Genomic DNA, 16079 nt, shown 5'->3' with positions numbered 1-16079 from the left:
CCGGCGACTGCGGGACCGATACGCCTGCCGATCACGGCGGGCTGGAACGGCCTGCGACCAGTCCTTATCAGGCGCGCGATGTGGTCGTCATCGCGGCGTGACGATCACCGATTGCGCCGGGGTGCCGATGGGGAGCCGTCAGTCCCGGCCCACGCATTTCAGTCGGATGAAAATCCTGTTTGTCAAAAAAACGCGACCCGTAATGCGCGATTTTGGCTATCCAAAGTATACCGCTAGTTTTGCACTGCAGCCAAAGTAAAAAACTGATTAGAGTCAAGGCATGTGTCGGCCGATACTTGTTAAACATTAAAAAATCGTTACGATCGATTCGCTCCCGAATTCACTACGGCGATCATTGGTGGATAGTACTGCGACCTTAAACGAAAATGAGGCCCGCCAAACCCTGTTCTGGGTGGGAATTGGCGCGTCGGCCGGGGGGCTGGAGGCGCTCCGCGCCTTCGTGCGCAACCTTCCCGGCCAGCTCAACGCCACCTATATCGTCGCCCAGCACCTGTCGCCGCACCACCGCTCCATGCTGCCGGAGATCATCGGTCGCGAAACCGACCTTGAGGTGGTCAGCATCGAGGACGGCACGATTCCGGAGCCGAACACGGTCTACATCACGCCCAAGGACCGGGACGTGGAGATCGACGGCGATGTGCTCCGCCTGGTGCTGCCGAGCCGCGATGCCGGCACCCCGAAACCCTCCGTCGACCGGCTGTTCCATTCGCTTGCCGTGGAGAAGGAAGACCGGGCGATCGGGATCATCTTTTCCGGCACCGGATCGGACGGCGCGCGCGGCATGCGCGACATCCGGGCGGCCGGCGGCATCACCATCGCCCAGGACGAATTGTCGGCGAAGTACACCGGCATGCCGGTCTCCGCGGTCGAATCCGGCTGCGTCGATCTCGTCATGCCGCCGGAAAAGATCGCGACCCAGTTCGCCACCATCCTGGAGGGGCGCACCGACCTGGAGGCCCTGAAATCCTCGCCGGTGCACCTGGATGGCGTCTCGGAGCTCATCCACCTCGTGCATAACCAGCGCCGGGTCAATTTCCGCCATTACAAGCCGGCGACGCTGCAGCGGCGCATCGAGCGGCGGATGGCCGCCCTCGGCGTCAAGGAAATCGACGACTACGTCGCCATCGCCCGCTCCTCGGCCAAGGAAATCGATGCACTGTTCAAGGATTTCCTGATCTCTGTGACGGCGTTCTTCCGCGACCCGAGCGAGTTCGACGCCCTCAGGTCGGTGGTCGGCAAGATCCTGGAGAGCAAGCCGCCCGACGGAACCGTGCGCATCTGGGTGCCGGGAGCGGCAACGGGCGAGGAGGTCTATTCCATTGCCATGGTCTTCGCCGACCACATGGGCGGCGTGGAAGCCTTCTCCAACCGCAAGGTCCAGATCTTCGCCTCGGACATCGACAACGAGGCGATCGAGATCGGCCGGCGCGGATTCTATGCCGAAACGGCCCTCGACGAGGTGCCGCGGGATTTCATCCAGGAATATTTCGACAAGGTGCCGACCGGCTACATCGTCAAGAAGGCGCTGCGCGAACGGGTCGTGTTCTCGACCCACAACATCATTCAGGACCCGCCGTTCCTGAACATCGACCTGATCTCCTGCCGCAACCTCCTGATCTACTTCCAGTCCTCGCTGCAGGGCCAGGTCCTGTCCCGGTTCCACTATGCGCTCGTCCCCCACGGAGCGCTGTTCCTCGGCAAGTCGGAAACGGTGGCGGCGAATGAAAGCCTGTTCCGGCCGGCGGAACACGAGCGGCACATCTTTTTCCAGCGCCCCGGCAAGAACAAGTCGCTGTTCAAGGAGCTCGACGGCCAGCCGGCCTATTACCGTCGGCCGCGCCAGGCCAAGCGCGATACCGTGGACGCCCGGGACCTGGCCGCTGCGGACGCCCGGTTCGACTCGCTGGTCAAGGCGCTGGGGCCGGACGGCTTCCTGATCGGGCCGGACATGCAGCTTCGCAAGGCCTACGGCAACGTCAATCCCTACATCAACGTCCAGAGCGGCTCGCTGTCGCTCGGCATCACCAGCCTGGTCAAGGAGCCGTTCGGCCAGGATGTCCGCACGGCTGTGCCCGTGGTCCTGAGGACCCGGGAAACGCGCAGCGGCATTGCCCATATCGATGAGGCCAATCCGAACGGACGCATCCGGGTCACCGTCCATCCGGTGGAGAGCGGCCCGGACGACGAAGTGCTCGCCCTGGCGGTGATCCACAAATGGGAGGAGAAAGGCCTCCAGATCGATGGCGAGACACCGGACGACACGGTCGATGTGCAGCAGCAGAACGACGAATTGCGGCGCGAACTGGCGATCGCCCAGGCCAATCTCCAGCAGACCGCAGAGGAACTTGAGACCTCGAACGAGGAGCTCCAGGCGCTCAATGAGGAACTGCAGTCGAGCAACGAGGAACTGCAGTCGACCAACGAAGAGCTGGAAACCTCGAACGAGGAGCTGCAGTCGACCAATGAGGAACTGTCGACCGTCAACGAGGAGCTTCAGGTCAGCGCCAACGAGTTGCGCCTGCTCAACCAGAGCCTCAACGGCATTCTCCTCAATATCGGCTCGCCGCTGATCGTCGCCGACCGCGGCCTCAACATCGTCCATGTCAGCAATGCGTCCGAAGAGCTGTTCCAGATCAATACCGACGAACAGCTCCCCCATCTCAGCCTCTTGAAGCGGCAAAAGGGGTTTCCCGACATCGTCGATCTCGCCAATCAGGCGATGACCGAACGCCGGCGGATCGAAACGGAGATCCGCGGCGACGACATCGACGCAATCATCTCCATCGTTCCGAACACCCAGGAGAGCGGCCAGGTCAGCGGCGCCATCATCCTGATCGCGGACAACACCAACGAATTGCGGCGGACCCGCAACGAGCTGCAGCTCATTTTCGACAATTTCCCCCAGGCGATCTTCGTGCGCGACCGCAACGGCAAGATCGTCAAGGCCAACCCGGCGGCGTGCGCCATGGTCGGCGCGGCGGACCGCGACGTCGAGGGCGAGGACTATTACGGCTTGCTGGGCGAGGCCGACGCCGAGGCGGCGGCTGCATTGGATCGCAGGTTCCTGGAAGGCGGCCATTCCCTTGAGGAAAATATCGGCCGGATGACATTCGCCAATGGCGAGGCGCGCTGGGTCCGGGTCACCCATGTCAGGTCCCGCGATTCCGAGACCGGTGAGCCCCTCATCTACGGCCTGAAAGAGGACGTCACCTCCGAGCAGGAGGCGCTGAAGGCGGTGCAAAGGTCCGAGGAACGCCTGGCGCTGGCGACCGATGCGTCCGGCATCGGCCTTTGGGACCACAACCTGGAGACCAGCACGGTCTGGTGGTCCGACCGCTTCAAGAATCTTCTCGGCATCGACGACAAGGACTTCACCGGCGATCTGGACGCCTTCACCACCCGGCTCCATCCGGAAGACGCCGACAGGATCATGGAGGCGATGCGCCAGCACCTGGAAGACGGGGTGCCGTACGAGGAGGTCTATCGCCTGCGCCGGGCCGACGGCACCTACCTCTGGGTGGAAGCCCGCGGCGAGGCCTCACGGGACGCGGACGGCAAGGCCGTGCGCATGACCGGCACGATCGACGACATCACCGAGCGCAACAGGACCCTCCTGGAACTGCGAGAGCGCAACGGTCTCCTGCAGCAGGCGGCGCGCATGTCGGGGCTCGGCTTCTGGCGCATCGACCTCCTCGACGACAGCCTGTTCTGGTCGGAACAGATCTATGCCGTCCACGACGTCACGCCTGAGACCTTTTCGCCGACATTGGAGGCCGCAATGGCCTTCTACCACCCGGACGACGTCGACCATGTGCGCGCGCTCGTCGACAAGGCGCGCAACGACAAGCAGTCCTTCGAATACGAAGCCCGAATCGTGCGGCCGTCCGGCGAGGTCCGGCGCGTCAAATCGGTCGGCGAGGTCGATGTCGACCCGAGCCGGAACACGACCTCCGTGTTCGGCATCTTCCTCGACGTGACCGAGGTGCGCGAGCGCGAGGCGGACCTGCGCGCGGCGCTGGCCGCGCTTTCCGAATCGAACGAGGAACTGAACCGGTTCTCCTATGTCTGCTCCCACGACATGAAGGAGCCGGTGCGCCTGATCGCGGCGATGTGCGACCTGCTGCAGGAACCGGAGGTCCAGGGCGATGCCGGCGAACGCACGGAACTGATCGCGCGGATCGGTTCCAACACACGGCGTCTCAGCGACATCATTTCCAGCCTTCTGGCCTATTCCCGCATCGACCAGAAGGTCGAGCACATCGACGTCGATCTCAATCAGGTGGTCTCCGACATCCAGGAAGGCCTGGAACTGGGCATTGCCGAATCGGGCGCCAAGGTGGTCGCCGGGGACCTGCCGGTGGTGAGCGGCGCGCGCGTGCATTTCACCCAGCTTTTCCAGAACCTGATCGCCAACGCCATCAAGTTCAACGGCACGCCGGCGCCCGAAATCCGGATTTCCGCCGAGGTCGGCGCGTCCACCGTCACCATCCGGGTCGAGGACAACGGACCCGGCATTCCGGAAGACGCCCGCGAAGAGGTCTTCGTCGTCTTCAGGCGCCTGCAGCGCCGCGAGGAGGTCGAGGGGACCGGCCTCGGCCTGTCGATCTGCCAGCGTATCGTCCACCAGTATGGCGGCACCATCATCGTCGAGGACAGCACGGCGCTCGGCGGCGCCTGTTTCGTGATTTCCTTGCCCAAGGCGGAACTGAAACCATGACCCAGACCAATGTCACCGATCTGCATTTCATCGACGACTCGCCCGACGAATTCATGATCACCCGGCTCTGTCTGCGGCGCGAGAAGATCAACGTGACCCTGTCGACCTATGCCGAGTTCGACGAGTTCGAAAAGAAGGTGCTGGAGACCGAAGGGGCCCTCGGCAACAGCGACCTGGTGGTCGTCGACCTCAACCTGACGGTCTCGAGCGGCATCGACGCGGTGCGGGCGCTGCGCCGGAACAAGAACTGCGAGGGACTGATCGTCGGCATCTGCACCGGTTCGGAGGACCCCAAGGACCGCCTCGACGCCATGCGCGCGGGCGCCGATTTCTTTGTCACCAAGCCGCTCAACGGGGCGGCCCTGGAGCGTATCTGTGAAGTAGTGAACGATCTCGCCTGTGTGAGCGAGACGGACGGCGGGCGCATCCTCGTCCGGCAGTGCAGTTGAGTTTCGACGGCCGGGCCGCCGGTCCGGGCAATGCAAACCTTTTTCCAGATGCGGAGGTGCGTGTTCATGCGGCCGACCATTCTCTTCGTCGACGACAATGAGCATCAGCACAAGCTGATCGAGTGTTTTTCAATGACCCTGAGCGACGTCGACGTCCGGCACGCCATGTCCTTGCAGCATGCTCTCGACGAGATGCAGAAGGACAATGTGGCGGTGATTTTCCTCGACAGCCGCCTGCCGCCCTACACCGACTACCGGCAGACCGTGCCGAAGCTCCGCGGCAAGGGCTTTGCCGGCAAGATCGTCGTGATTTCGTCGGATATCCAGGACCCGGTCTTCGACCAGCTCGACGAATTCGAGGCCGACGACTGCCTCGACAAGGTCCACATCAACCTGAAGACCTTCAAGGACATCGTCGCCGCCTATCTGTGACGCCGGGCGGCCGGCGCAGGGCGCTCCCCGTTTCGCCGGGGGATCGGATGGTCTTCGTCGCTCGGTACGGACGTCCGGCCGAAAGCACATTGCCATAAAGCCGGCCGACTTCCTGGACGAGAAACCGCGTTAAAACAAAGCCCTAAGGCATGTTGCGCGTTTCAGATGAAACACAACATGCCTTAGCACGAGGCACGGAAGGTGCGGGCGTTCTCGCGGATCAGGGCGGCTTCGGCACGCAGTTTCTTGGAAACGGATATCAGGTGGGCGGACTCCGACAGAAGTTCCGAAGCCCTTTCGCGGCTTGCCTTGACCTGACCCGAAGCAGAGTGGGTTGACGTTTCTTCCTGCACGCTGGCGATATCCAACTGAGTGACCCCGAATGTTTGCGACTGGTAATTACCCTTACCAAGATCGTAGTTAATCGACAATTAACCACACACAGTCGGCATCGCCTTGGACAACCTGGCCGAGCGCCCGCGCCATAGCGTTCGGTTGACACGCTTCGCCCGGCGTCCAAAAGTGGCTGTTCGGTCACCCACACCGGCACGGATATGAACCAGACCCCGCATATCAACGATTCCGCCTTCGACTTCCTGCTGCAGAGCTTTGCGGCGGACACCGGGGCGACCCTGCCGGCGGTGATCTGGCGCGCCGATCTCGTCAAGAACGAGATCAACTTCCTCAACGAGCACGTCATTCCGGGGCTGGAGGAGGGCGTCGCCCAGCTCCTGCAGGACGCCGCCGGGGCCGAAGAGATGCTGGCCGAGGACGACCGCTCCGTGTTCGCCCGTTTCCAGGAGCGGCTGCACCAGCGCCAGCCGGTGTCGGAGGTGATCCGCGCCCGCGGCCGCGACGGCGTCATGCGCTGGCTCTACATCCTCGGCTCGCCCGATCCGGAGATGACCTTCTGCTATATCGGGCTCCTCGCCGACTGCACCTCGCTCGCCAACGCCATCCTGAAGCGCGGCTCGCAGGCAGGGCTCGCCGAGCACGTGGAGCTGTTTTCCAATCCGGTGTTCATGGTCCATGTCGGCAGCCGCCAGGTGGTCGCCGCCAACGAGGCGGCCCGCATCCGCCTCGGCATCGATCCGGACGAGCGCCAGACCGGCGTCGCCGATCTGCTGGCCGGCAACCCGGACGCCTATCTGCGCGACATCTACGAGCGGCTGCTGTTCGACCTGTCCTGGAATGGGCTTCTGGAAATCCGCACCGCGACCGGCGAGACGCTCGCCTGCACGGCGCGCGTCCGCGCCTATGACCGGGACGGCCGCCATCTGCTGTGGTTCTCGCTGACGCCGCGCCACCAGGCAGCCGTCGCAGAGCCCGCCGCCCGGCCGGTGCTGTGCAAGGACGGCCAGCGCCGCCTGAAGTCGGCGAAGTCCCTTGCCGACCTCCTGACCGTCATCCTCGACCACCAGCCGGAGACCGGCCGTGCCGATGCCGCGCTCCTGTCCCAGATCTTCATTTCCAAGGGCAACGTGATCGTGACCGGCGTCGGCGCCGCGTTCAAGGACATCCAGAAGAACAACACCCACCCCTATCCGGGCTCGATTGCGGAGAACATCGTCCTCTACAACCTCGATCACCTGATCGTCGAGGACACCTCCAAGAGCATCAAGCCGATCGACTGGGCGCTGTTCATCCCGCACGGCATCCGCTCCTATTTCGCGGTGCCGTTCTTCCACGAGAACGTGCTGCGCGACGTCGTCATCTTCTGCTCCACCACGCCGAACGCGTTCTCGCCGGACAACATCCAGCCCTATCTGGGCCTCGCCGAAAGCCTCTGGCCGCACCTGCCGCGCATCGTCGGCGATCTCACCCAGCAGAGGACGCCGGCCTGATCGGCGGCCCGGCCGCCGGAGCCGCCGGCATCCCTTGCGCGCGAGAAGCCCGAAAACCCGATCTCGGCGCCCGCAAACTGGTTGCCAGGGACGGCGTCCCGGCCATCAATCGCGCCCGGAAAAGGCGCGGAACGAGCTTCTGCGACAATCTGGTCCAACAAAACATCATTGTCGGGAGTCTTAAAATTCCGGCAGAGTTCCGGGATTTTGGCCCGGTTCTCCGCCTTTGGTCGAAATTCGATTTCTGATTGGCCCAGCCAGATGCTGATTCATTCTTGCGAACCGTCGAATTTCTGATCTAGTTCGACGGTATCGCGTTACCAACCGCCTTGAATGCGAAAATTGGTTGGACCACACGGACACCGGAAATGGCACATCCCTGCCTCGACAGCCTGCTCACCGTCATCGACTCCCTGCACCTGAAGGCGGGCGACAGGTTGCCGAGCGAGCGCAGCCTCGCCGAGCAGCTCTCGGTCAGCCGCAACACCGTCCGCGAGACCCTGATCGCGCTCGCCGCCGCCGGACGCATCGAGATTCGCGGCCGCAGCGGCTGCTACCTGCGCGATGCCTCCGCGATCACCTGGAATTCCCTGCGCAGGAAGGGCGCGCCGGGCGACGCGCTGGAGGCTCTCGGCCTCGTCGCGCCGCAACTGGCCGCCCGCGCCGCCATCCGCTGCACGCCGGAAAAGGGCCAGGCCCTGCAGACCCTGACGACCCGGCTCGGCCGCGCCCTCGTCAACCGCGACGGCGCCCTGACGGCGCAGATCTTCCTGTCCTTCTCCGGCATTCTCGCCGACCTCGCCGGCAATCCCTATTTCGTCCTGCTGATCCGCGAGATCGCCGCCAGCGACCAGTTGCCGACCACCCTCGGCGAGCTCGACCAGCCCCATATCGATGCGTTCTTTCCGCTACATGTCGGGCTCCTGCAGGCCGTCCAGAGCCATGACGCAGAGCGCGCCCGCGTGCTCGCCGCCCATTGCCTGGAAGCCTTTGCGGACCTGCTCGGCTTTCCGGCGAAGGACGCCGTCCCGGCAAGGAGCCAGGACCAATGAACCGCCGTGAATTCCTGTTCGGCCTCAATCGCCTCAACGCCGGTCACGCAGCCGCGCCGGAGCCGATGCGGATCGCCGCGCCCGTCGATGCGGCGCGCGACCGCCTGTTCCGGGCGGCGATGGCCGCGGGCCTCGACCCGGCAACGATCGACCCCGCGCAGCTTGAGACGCTGCTCGGCGAGGAGGAAAGGGAGAGTTTTTAAAACCGGAGAGAGAGGGTGCGGGGGCCGTACCGGCAAGTCGTCCCCCCACACCTGACTGTCCACATCGAAGGAGGGTTGATCCATGCAAGTGGACAATCAAGCGGTAAGTTACCTTGAAAGCCGCAAACTCGTCAAACGGTGGAGCGGGCCCTGGCCGGCCATCGTCAACACCCTGCTGATTGCTGGGTTCTTCTACGCCACCTGGTGGATCTTCCAGGATCCCCGCGGCATCATGCGCATGTACACCCCCTATGTGGGCTACATGGTCTGCCGCTGGCTGCTGATCCTGTTCATCTGGCTGGCCTACATCTTCGATTTCTGGCCGTTCAAGCGCACCTGGCTCAACAGCGCCCATCCGCTGCTGAAGGGCGTCGTTCTGACCGCGGTCAGCGTCGCCGCGATGCTTCTGCTGATCAAGGGCTTCTTCATCGAGATCCTTGGCAATTTCGGCATCGCCTACTTCAACCCCGACCGCCTGATGGCCATGGGGCTGACCGACTTCTACTCGATCGAATACGCCGCCGAAGCGGTCATGATGTTCGCAGCGATCGCCTCCTGGCTGTCGCCGAGCTGGGTCGTCGCGTGCGAAAACGCGCCCTGGCAGAAGCTGACCCAGCCGACCCGCGGCATCACCATCGTCATCGTCACCTTCTTCCTGTCGATGATCGTCTACCTTTTGACCATGCATTCGCACATGGCGATCCTGTTCTACCCGTGGCAGCAGTACACCGCGATCACGCCGCCGTACTGGGAAGGCTTCGCCAACACCGTTTCCGGCAACTTCCACATCGCCTGGATCATGTGCTGCACGGTCGTTGTCTGGGTCTATGAGAGCATCTGGCAGCGCTATCCGTTCAACCTGATCCAGACCGACTGGCTGCGTCGCACCTCGTCGTTCTTCGGCATCATCCTCGTCGCCCTTTGCATGTGCTTCTTCCTGTACTACGCGCAGGACCTGGTCTGGGGCGAGGCGATCCGCGGCACGCGTCGTGAGATGGCTCCCGACTGGCGCTGGCTGCATGTGGGCGAGACCGCGATCTTCTGGCTCGTCGGCGTCCTCTACCTGTCGTTCTACGGCGGCAACTGGCCGACCAAGTTCTCCCGTCCGGTCAACGTGCTCCTGCGCACCCTGATCAGCCTGGCGATCGGTGCGGCCGTCTACATCATCTACTACAAGACCGCCCACCTCTTCCTCGGCACCCAGAAGGGCTTCTCGCATCCCCAGCAGTTCCCGATGATCCCGACGATCTGGCTGATCAACATCTTCCTGATCAACATGTGGTTCATGGACGGCTGGCCGGGCTGGAAGGCCGTGCCGAAGACCGCCGAAGAACTTGAAGAAACCCGCAATGAAGTGGTCGCAAGCGACGTCCGCTGGACGCCGAGCCTCGGCAAGGGCCTGCTCGCAGGCGCAGCCGCCGGTGCCGCCGTCTACTTCGCCGTCATTACCGTCCTGCCGTGGATCGGCGAGACCGTGACGATCGTCAAATAGGGCGAGGAAGGAGAACCGTTATGTCCGAACAGAAAACCCCCACCCGGCGCGATTTCGTCAAAGGCGCCGCCACCGGTGCGATCGGCGGAACACTCCTTGGAATGGGTGCCTATTCCTACTCGCCGCTGGCCTACAGCCGGATGTCCAAGGTGAACCGCGAGCAGGCGGACTTCGGAGCCTGCCGCAGCGTCAAGGTGACCTCGATCTCCGAGACGAGCTGGTTCAACAACGCCCACCTCGTCGGCGACATCCACGCCGCCGGTGGCCTCCTGGTCGACCAGTACTCCATCAACTGGCCGCCCTTCGGCAACGGCAAGGGCGTTGCGCAAGGCTCCTACAAGGACGGCATCGACTCCATCAAGAAGATGATCCCCGGCGACCTGGAGGAAGCCTGGGCGACCCAGCAGAAGCTGTCGCTGCACCCGGACAATCCGGGCGGCTACTCCTGCCTCATCGAGGTCGAGGATCTCGACGGCTCGAAACACAAATACCTGCTCGACGCCGGCTGGTCCTACGACTGGATGGACCAGAGCTTCAAGCGCGAGGCCATCGACCAGATGCTGGCGGCGGGCGAGATCGAGGCGCTGATCCTCAGCCACGAGCATTTCGACCATTTCTGGGGCTTCCCGGTGGTCATGAAATACAACAACAAGATCCCCACCTACGCCCATGACGGCTTCTACGAGGAGGGGATGCAATACATCAAGGACAGCGGCTATGAGGGCGACCTCAAGGTCATCGACAAGGAACTGACCCAGATCCGTCCGGGCATGATGGCGATCAAGTTCAACGTGCCGATCATCACCCGGGTCTACGGCGAGGTGTCGCTGGCCTTCAACATCAAGGACAAGGGCCTCGTCCTCATCTCCGGCTGCAACCACCAGGGCATCCTGCAGATGACCTCCACGGCGCACCAGAAGCTGAAATACGACAATGACCGCTTCTACGGCGTCTATGGCGGCCTGCACATCTCGCCCTTCGAGGACTGGGATCCGAAATACGACGATCTCGTCATCTCCCTCGGCAAGTGGGACTTCGAGCGCGTCGGCTGCAACCACTGCACCGGCCACCTGACGGCCAAGAAGTTCATCGAGGCCGGTTATCCGGTGGTCCAGGGCACGGCCCGCTTCCGGACCTCCTCGCCGGACTATCTCGGCAACGGCGACACCATCACTTTCTGATCGCCTTCCTCCGCCAACCGGGGTCGCGCCTTTTTCGGCGCGGCCCCACCTCCCACCTCCCGGGAGCCAAGAAGAAAATGACTGCTTCCCTGTTTCCCCGCCTGTTCGGCCCCGCCGGCCCGAAGGGCCTTTCCAAAGACGCCCTTGCCGGCCTGCCGCGAAGCTGGATGACCGCCGCCTGCATGGACGCCCGCTTCCGCCGCGCCGAAGGCTGGCTTGGCCTGTCCCAATGCGACAGCGACCCGCGCGCCTTCACCTGCCGCATCGACAGGCGTCCCGGCGTCTACGGCCTCATCCCCGCGACCGTCGCCACTGACGGCGATCCCGCCACCGTCGACTACACCCTTTGCTATTTCCCCGATGCGGACGAGCCGCTCCTCGACAGCTTCGCGATTTCCGCCGCCATCCTCGCGTCCGACGCCGGCACGCCGGAGCGGCTGCGCGACTTTCCCGCCCATCCGGACCTGATCGCCGCCTTCTCCATCGCATCGCTCCGCCTTGCCGTCTCCGCCGACGGCGCCGCCATCGGCCTGGCGCTGACCGCCGAGCGTCGCCGGCGCGTGCTGTCGGAGGCCGGCATTGCTGCGCCCGGCGGCGGCTTCGTCGTCGAACCCGGCGCTGCCGACGAGGACCTTCCGGCGTTCGAGATCGCCCGCGACCTCGCCGCGGTGCTCGCCGCCGGCCTCACCGTCTCCTCCGGCGCCGCGCCGTCGCGGATCGTCGCCTATGAGGCCCCGTCTTCGATCACCCTTTGCCGCGCGGACGGAACCCTCACCCCGGTCGCTGCCGCCGTCGCCTGCCGCGACACCGACCGCCTGGTCTGGGGCGAGGCGTCCGCCCTCGGCCGCTGCCTGGAACCCCTCGGCGCCCACACCCGGGCGGATGCAGGTCTCGACCGCTACCGCCGCGACCCGATCCCGCTGGTGCCGGCGACGGAGCGCCCCGAGAGTTACGGTGACCGGCCGCGCCTCATCGTCCTGTCCGGCTTCCTCGGTTCCGGCAAGACCTCGTTCCTCAACCAGTTCATCGAGTACCATGTCGGCCGCAACGAGCTCGTCACCGTGATCCAGAACGAACTCGGCGAGACCGGCGTCGACGCCATGCTGCTGGAAGGCGACGAGTCGGTGATGGCCGTCGATGCCGGCTGCGTCTGCTGCACGCTTGCGGGCGCGCTCGGCCCGGCGATCCGCACCCTGAAGGAGCGGTTCGCGCCCGACATGATCGTCCTTGAGACCACCGGCCTCGCCAATCCGCTCAACATGGTGGAGGAGCTGCGCGACCTCGACGACCTCGTCCGCCTGGAGGCCGTCGTCACGGTCGTCGATGCCGCGCGCTATTTCGAGACCATCGACACATCGGAGATCGCTAGCGGCCAGATCGCCGCCGCCGACACCCTCGTCCTCAACAAATGCGACCTCGTCGATGACGAAACGCTCGTCGCCATCCACGCCGACCTTGCGCGCCGCAACGCCGGCTCCAGCGTCATCGAGGCGCGCCAGGGCCGGGTCAACCCGAAGCTCCTGGGCGCAGGCTTCGCGCAACTGCTCGCGGAAGAGGAAGAGGCCGAGGTCTCCTGCTGCTGCGGCCACGCGCATGGTGAGGGCCACGGCCACGGCGATTGCGGCGGCGGGGGCCACGGCCACGAGCATGGCGAATGCGACGGTCACCACGGCGACGACCACGGCCAGTGCTGCGCCGGCCATCACGACCACGGCCACGGCGGCGGGCACTGCCAGGAACATGGGCGCGGCCATCATCACGCCCACGCCCACGACCACGCCCACGACCACGCCTCCCATCTCGGCGAAGGCTTTTCGTACCTCAAGCTTATCCTGCCCGACGAGGTCGACATCGACGTCCTCTCACGCCTCCTCGTCGACTGCCCGGACGCCGTCGACCGGGTGAAGGGCGTGGTCAAGCTGAAGGGCGTCGACGAGCCGCAGATCCTGCAGTTCGTCCCCGGCCATGCCGAGTTCGTGGCGCCGGAGCGCCCCGTCACCGAGCCACCCTTCCTGATCGTCATCGGCAGGGGCGTCGACAGCCCGGACCTCAGCGCCCATTGGGCTCCCCTGACAGAAGAGGCCCCCGAACTGGAGTCACAAGACCTGGAGTCCCCCCATGTGGTTCATTGAAGACGGCGGCCTCGTCATGTGGCCGCTGATCGCGCTTTCCGTCCTCGTCGTCGCGATCATCCTCGACCGGCTCCTGGTGTTCACCACCCTGCCGCTGTTCGATGCCGACATGGAACGGCGCCTGGAAGCGGCCGCCCGCGGCGAGAACACGGACGAGACGCTTGTCGCTGCCGCGGAAAAGAGCCCGCCACTGCGCCCGCTGGTCGAAGCCCTCCTCGGTCGCGGCGCGGCGAGCGTCCGGGAAGGCCGGGCGACGATCGCCATCGAGGAAATCGTGCGCGGCCTCGACCGCCGCATCGGCTTCCTCGGCATGGCCGCCCGGGTGGCGCCGCTGCTCGGCCTTCTCGGCACCGTCATCGGCATGATCCAGACCTTCTCGCGCCTCGCCTCGGCAAGCGGCGCCATCGACATGACGCTGCTTGCCGACGGCATCTGGCAGGCCCTGCTGACGACCGCTGCTGGCCTCGTCATCGCCATTCCCGCGGTGATCGCCCAGAGCGGGTTCCTGCGCCGCGAGGAGCAGGTGGCCTTCGCCCTGTCGCGGCTCTCCAACCGCGTGCTGATGACCGAGGCGGCGCCTGCGGCGAGGGCGATATGATCCCGCTGCGGCAAAAGCCGCGCGACGGCAATCTGCCGGACGTCACGCCGATCCTCGACGTGGTCTTCATCCTCCTGATCTTCTTCGTCATCGCCGCCGCCTTCACCACCCATGGCGTCGACATGAACCTGCCGAAGTCGGAGATTGCCCGCACCTATGCCGGCCGCACGCTGGAGATCGTGCTCGGTGCCGACGGCAGCCTCCTGGCCGACACCGAGCCGATCGATTTGCGCGAGCTCGGCTTCAAGGTGAAGGACGCAAGGGAAGTGCCCGGCGGCATGCAGATCGTCCTGAAGGCCGACCGCGACGCCTCCGTCGGCCGGTTCCTCGCCGCCGTCAGCACCATCCGCGAGAATGGCGGCGACCGCCTCGTCATCGCCACCAAGCCGGCGCGCCACGCCGCGGCCGGCACCCCGCCGGAGACACTGCCGTGACTGACGGCGAGCGCATCGCCGCGGCGATCGCCATCTCGCTCGCCGCCCACTGGCTCATCCTCGGCGGCTTTCCCGCGACCGAGACTGAGATGGCCGGCGACGACATGATCGTCGTCGATTTTTCCGCCCCCGACGTCGCCATGAGCCTTGCCGCGCCGATCACCCTGGAAGAACAGGCCCCGGCGCGCGAGAGCAGCGCCGCCCGCGCCGACCGCCGCCGCCGCGCCCTCAACGATTACCTGGAAGACGTCTCCGACGCCGTCCACGCCCGCCGCATGGCGGCCGGTGCCGCGGGCGCCCTTGCCGGCAACGCCCGCTTCGCCCTGACCATCGACGCGGCCGGCGCCTTCAGCAACGTCCACATGCTGCAAAGCTCGGGCGACGCCACCCTCGACGCCGACGCCCGCCAGGCGGTGCTGGCCGCCAGCGGCGTCGTCCCCCGCCCGCCGATCCTCGGCTCGCGCCCGCTCGCCCTCGACCTTCGCGTGAAGTACCAGTACGGCTTGTGAGGTCTTATCCTGCGTCCTTCACGGCCCTGACGATGTAGTCGGCCGTCATCAGGTCGAGATGGGCGCCGCCGCCGTTCTTGAAGACGGTGATCTCGTCATCGCCCGTGCGCCCCGGTGCACCGGCCGCGATGAGGTCGTAGAAGTCGGCGAGGACGGCGTCCTCCGATATCACCCCGGCGGCAATTGGCATCATCAGTTCGCCGATATGGTGGATGGTGGTCTCGCGGCTGTCGACGAAGAGGCGGCCCTCGGCGATCAGGGCGTCGTCCGCCTCGCGCATGTCCGGCTTGAAGGCGCCGATGAGGTCGATATGGGTGCCGGGACGGACCCAGTCGCGGCGCAGGATAGGCGCTGTCGCCATGGTCGCCGTTGCGATGATGTCGGCTTTTTTGGCGGCAGCGGCAAGGTCCGGCGCGGCGGCGACCTTAATGGCATGGCCGGCAAACTCGGCCGCCAGCGTCTCGGCCTGTTCGCCCCGGCGCGCCCAGATCGATATCCGCTCCAGCTTCGGAAAAATCGCCGAATAGGCATGGACGAGGCTGCGCGCCACGGTGCCGGCGCCGACGATGAGGAGTTCCTTGCTGTCCGGCCGCGCCAGCAGCCTCGCGCCAAGGACGGAATCGCCGGCGGTCTTGAACTCGGTGACGAGGCGGCTGTCGATTACCGCCTCGATGCGGCCTTCGCCCGGCTCATAGAAGAACATCGCGCCCTGCACCGTCGGCAGCCCGCGCGCCGGGTTCTCGCCGAAGACCGTCACCGCCTTGACCCCATAGCCGAGCCCCGGGACATAGGCCGCGCGGGTAAGCAACGTGCCGTCCGAGGGTCCCAAAAAGACGTCGCCGACCTCGGCCTTCGCCCGCAGATGCCCGGCCCGAAGGGCCTCCACCGCCCCCTCCCAGGAAAGCGCGTCATAGGTGTCCTCGTAGCTCAAAAAGGATGGCGTCACGAAAAAGTCTCCCGTTTTTTGAAATGAGGTCCGCACGCTATTGCATGTTCGGGCGAGAAGGAAACCGAA

The 16079-nt window shown here is 65.2% G+C and carries 14 protein-coding genes; 12 read left to right on the top strand and 2 right to left on the bottom strand.

The features are described from left to right. Positions 1-358 precede the first annotated feature (358 nt). From M2319_RS19810 to M2319_RS19800, 3 genes are all read left to right on the top strand, one after another. Positions 359-4738: a chemotaxis protein CheB gene (locus tag M2319_RS19810; RefSeq protein ID WP_319801804.1), complete on the top strand. Its 4380-nt coding sequence runs from the start codon at positions 359-361 to the stop codon at positions 4736-4738. Next, positions 4735-5187 (top strand): response regulator, encoded by a 453-nt coding sequence (locus M2319_RS19805; RefSeq protein ID WP_264603195.1) that lies wholly within the window; start codon positions 4735-4737, stop codon positions 5185-5187. The genes M2319_RS19810 and M2319_RS19805 overlap by 4 nt, the downstream gene beginning before the upstream one ends. A 66-nt stretch (positions 5188-5253) precedes the next feature. Continuing rightward, positions 5254-5619 (top strand): response regulator, encoded by a 366-nt coding sequence (locus M2319_RS19800; RefSeq protein ID WP_264603194.1) that lies wholly within the window; start codon positions 5254-5256, stop codon positions 5617-5619. A 182-nt stretch (positions 5620-5801) separates the two neighbouring features. On the opposite strand, the gene M2319_RS19795 is transcribed toward M2319_RS19800, so the two are convergent. Then, positions 5802-5987 (bottom strand): hypothetical protein, encoded by a 186-nt coding sequence (locus M2319_RS19795; RefSeq protein WP_264603193.1) that lies wholly within the window; start codon positions 5985-5987, stop codon positions 5802-5804. Between the two features lie 186 nt (positions 5988-6173). Here M2319_RS19795 and M2319_RS19790 point away from each other — a divergent pair, with 186 nt between their 5' ends. The 9 genes from M2319_RS19790 to M2319_RS19750 all read left to right on the top strand — a co-directional run bounded on the left by M2319_RS19790 (position 6174) and on the right by M2319_RS19750 (position 15064). Next, complete coding sequence (locus M2319_RS19790; RefSeq protein ID WP_264603192.1) at positions 6174-7463, top strand: GAF domain-containing protein; 1290 nt, start codon at positions 6174-6176, stop codon at positions 7461-7463. Between the two features lie 368 nt (positions 7464-7831). Continuing rightward, positions 7832-8515, top strand: a complete 684-nt coding sequence (locus M2319_RS19785) for a FadR/GntR family transcriptional regulator (RefSeq protein WP_264603191.1) — start codon at positions 7832-7834, stop codon at positions 8513-8515. After that, positions 8512-8718, top strand: a complete 207-nt coding sequence (locus M2319_RS19780; protein WP_264603190.1) for a hypothetical protein — start codon at positions 8512-8514, stop codon at positions 8716-8718. Before M2319_RS19785 ends, M2319_RS19780 begins: the two co-directional genes overlap by 4 nt. Before the next feature lie 82 nt (positions 8719-8800). Continuing rightward, positions 8801-10210 carry a hypothetical protein gene (locus tag M2319_RS19775; protein WP_264603189.1) on the top strand — a complete coding sequence of 470 codons (1410 nt, stop codon included), beginning with the start codon at positions 8801-8803 and terminating at the stop codon, positions 10208-10210. A 20-nt stretch (positions 10211-10230) separates the two neighbouring features. Continuing rightward, a complete protein-coding gene (locus M2319_RS19770) occupies positions 10231-11391 on the top strand; it encodes an MBL fold metallo-hydrolase (RefSeq protein ID WP_264603188.1) in 1161 nt (386 codons plus the stop codon). A 77-nt stretch (positions 11392-11468) separates the two neighbouring features. Continuing rightward, positions 11469-13523 carry a CobW family GTP-binding protein gene (locus M2319_RS19765; RefSeq protein WP_264603187.1) on the top strand — a complete coding sequence of 685 codons (2055 nt, stop codon included), beginning with the start codon at positions 11469-11471 and terminating at the stop codon, positions 13521-13523. Then, positions 13510-14121, top strand: a complete 612-nt coding sequence (locus M2319_RS19760; RefSeq protein ID WP_264603186.1) for a MotA/TolQ/ExbB proton channel family protein — start codon at positions 13510-13512, stop codon at positions 14119-14121. Before M2319_RS19765 ends, M2319_RS19760 begins: the two co-directional genes overlap by 14 nt. Continuing rightward, positions 14118-14555: an ExbD/TolR family protein gene (locus M2319_RS19755; RefSeq protein WP_264603185.1), complete on the top strand. Its 438-nt coding sequence runs from the start codon at positions 14118-14120 to the stop codon at positions 14553-14555. The genes M2319_RS19760 and M2319_RS19755 overlap by 4 nt, the downstream gene beginning before the upstream one ends. Further along, complete coding sequence (locus M2319_RS19750) at positions 14552-15064, top strand: TonB C-terminal domain-containing protein (protein WP_264603184.1); 513 nt, start codon at positions 14552-14554, stop codon at positions 15062-15064. Before M2319_RS19755 ends, M2319_RS19750 begins: the two co-directional genes overlap by 4 nt. 4 nt (positions 15065-15068) lie before the next feature. On the opposite strand, the gene M2319_RS19745 is transcribed toward M2319_RS19750, so the two are convergent. Beyond that, positions 15069-16010, bottom strand: coding sequence for an ornithine cyclodeaminase family protein (locus M2319_RS19745; protein ID WP_264603183.1), 942 nt, complete (start codon positions 16008-16010; stop codon positions 15069-15071). Between the last annotated feature and the right edge of the window lie 69 nt (positions 16011-16079).

Origin of the sequence: Rhodobium gokarnense (assembly GCF_025961475.1) — a bacterium.
In the GTDB taxonomy this organism is placed as follows: Bacteria; Pseudomonadota; Alphaproteobacteria; order Rhizobiales; family Rhodobiaceae; genus Rhodobium; species Rhodobium gokarnense.
Note: the sequence above shows the minus strand (reverse complement) of the source record. Positions and strands in the feature narration are given on the sequence as shown.

Bases quoted from the DNA above. Each gene is read 5' to 3' on its own strand.
- M2319_RS19805 (WP_264603195.1), top strand. From the start codon at position 4,735: ATGACCCAGACCAATGTCACCGATCTGCATTTCATCGACGACTCGCCC.
- M2319_RS19800 (WP_264603194.1), top strand. From the start codon at position 5,254: ATGCGGCCGACCATTCTCTTCGTCGACGACAATGAGCATCAGCACAAG.
- M2319_RS19790 (WP_264603192.1), top strand. From the start codon at position 6,174: ATGAACCAGACCCCGCATATCAACGATTCCGCCTTCGACTTCCTGCTG.
- M2319_RS19785 (WP_264603191.1), top strand. From the start codon at position 7,832: ATGGCACATCCCTGCCTCGACAGCCTGCTCACCGTCATCGACTCCCTG.
- M2319_RS19780 (WP_264603190.1), top strand. From the start codon at position 8,512: ATGAACCGCCGTGAATTCCTGTTCGGCCTCAATCGCCTCAACGCCGGT.
- M2319_RS19775 (WP_264603189.1), top strand. From the start codon at position 8,801: ATGCAAGTGGACAATCAAGCGGTAAGTTACCTTGAAAGCCGCAAACTC.
- M2319_RS19770 (WP_264603188.1), top strand. From the start codon at position 10,231: ATGTCCGAACAGAAAACCCCCACCCGGCGCGATTTCGTCAAAGGCGCC.
- M2319_RS19765 (WP_264603187.1), top strand. From the start codon at position 11,469: ATGACTGCTTCCCTGTTTCCCCGCCTGTTCGGCCCCGCCGGCCCGAAG.
- M2319_RS19760 (WP_264603186.1), top strand. From the start codon at position 13,510: ATGTGGTTCATTGAAGACGGCGGCCTCGTCATGTGGCCGCTGATCGCG.
- M2319_RS19755 (WP_264603185.1), top strand. From the start codon at position 14,118: ATGATCCCGCTGCGGCAAAAGCCGCGCGACGGCAATCTGCCGGACGTC.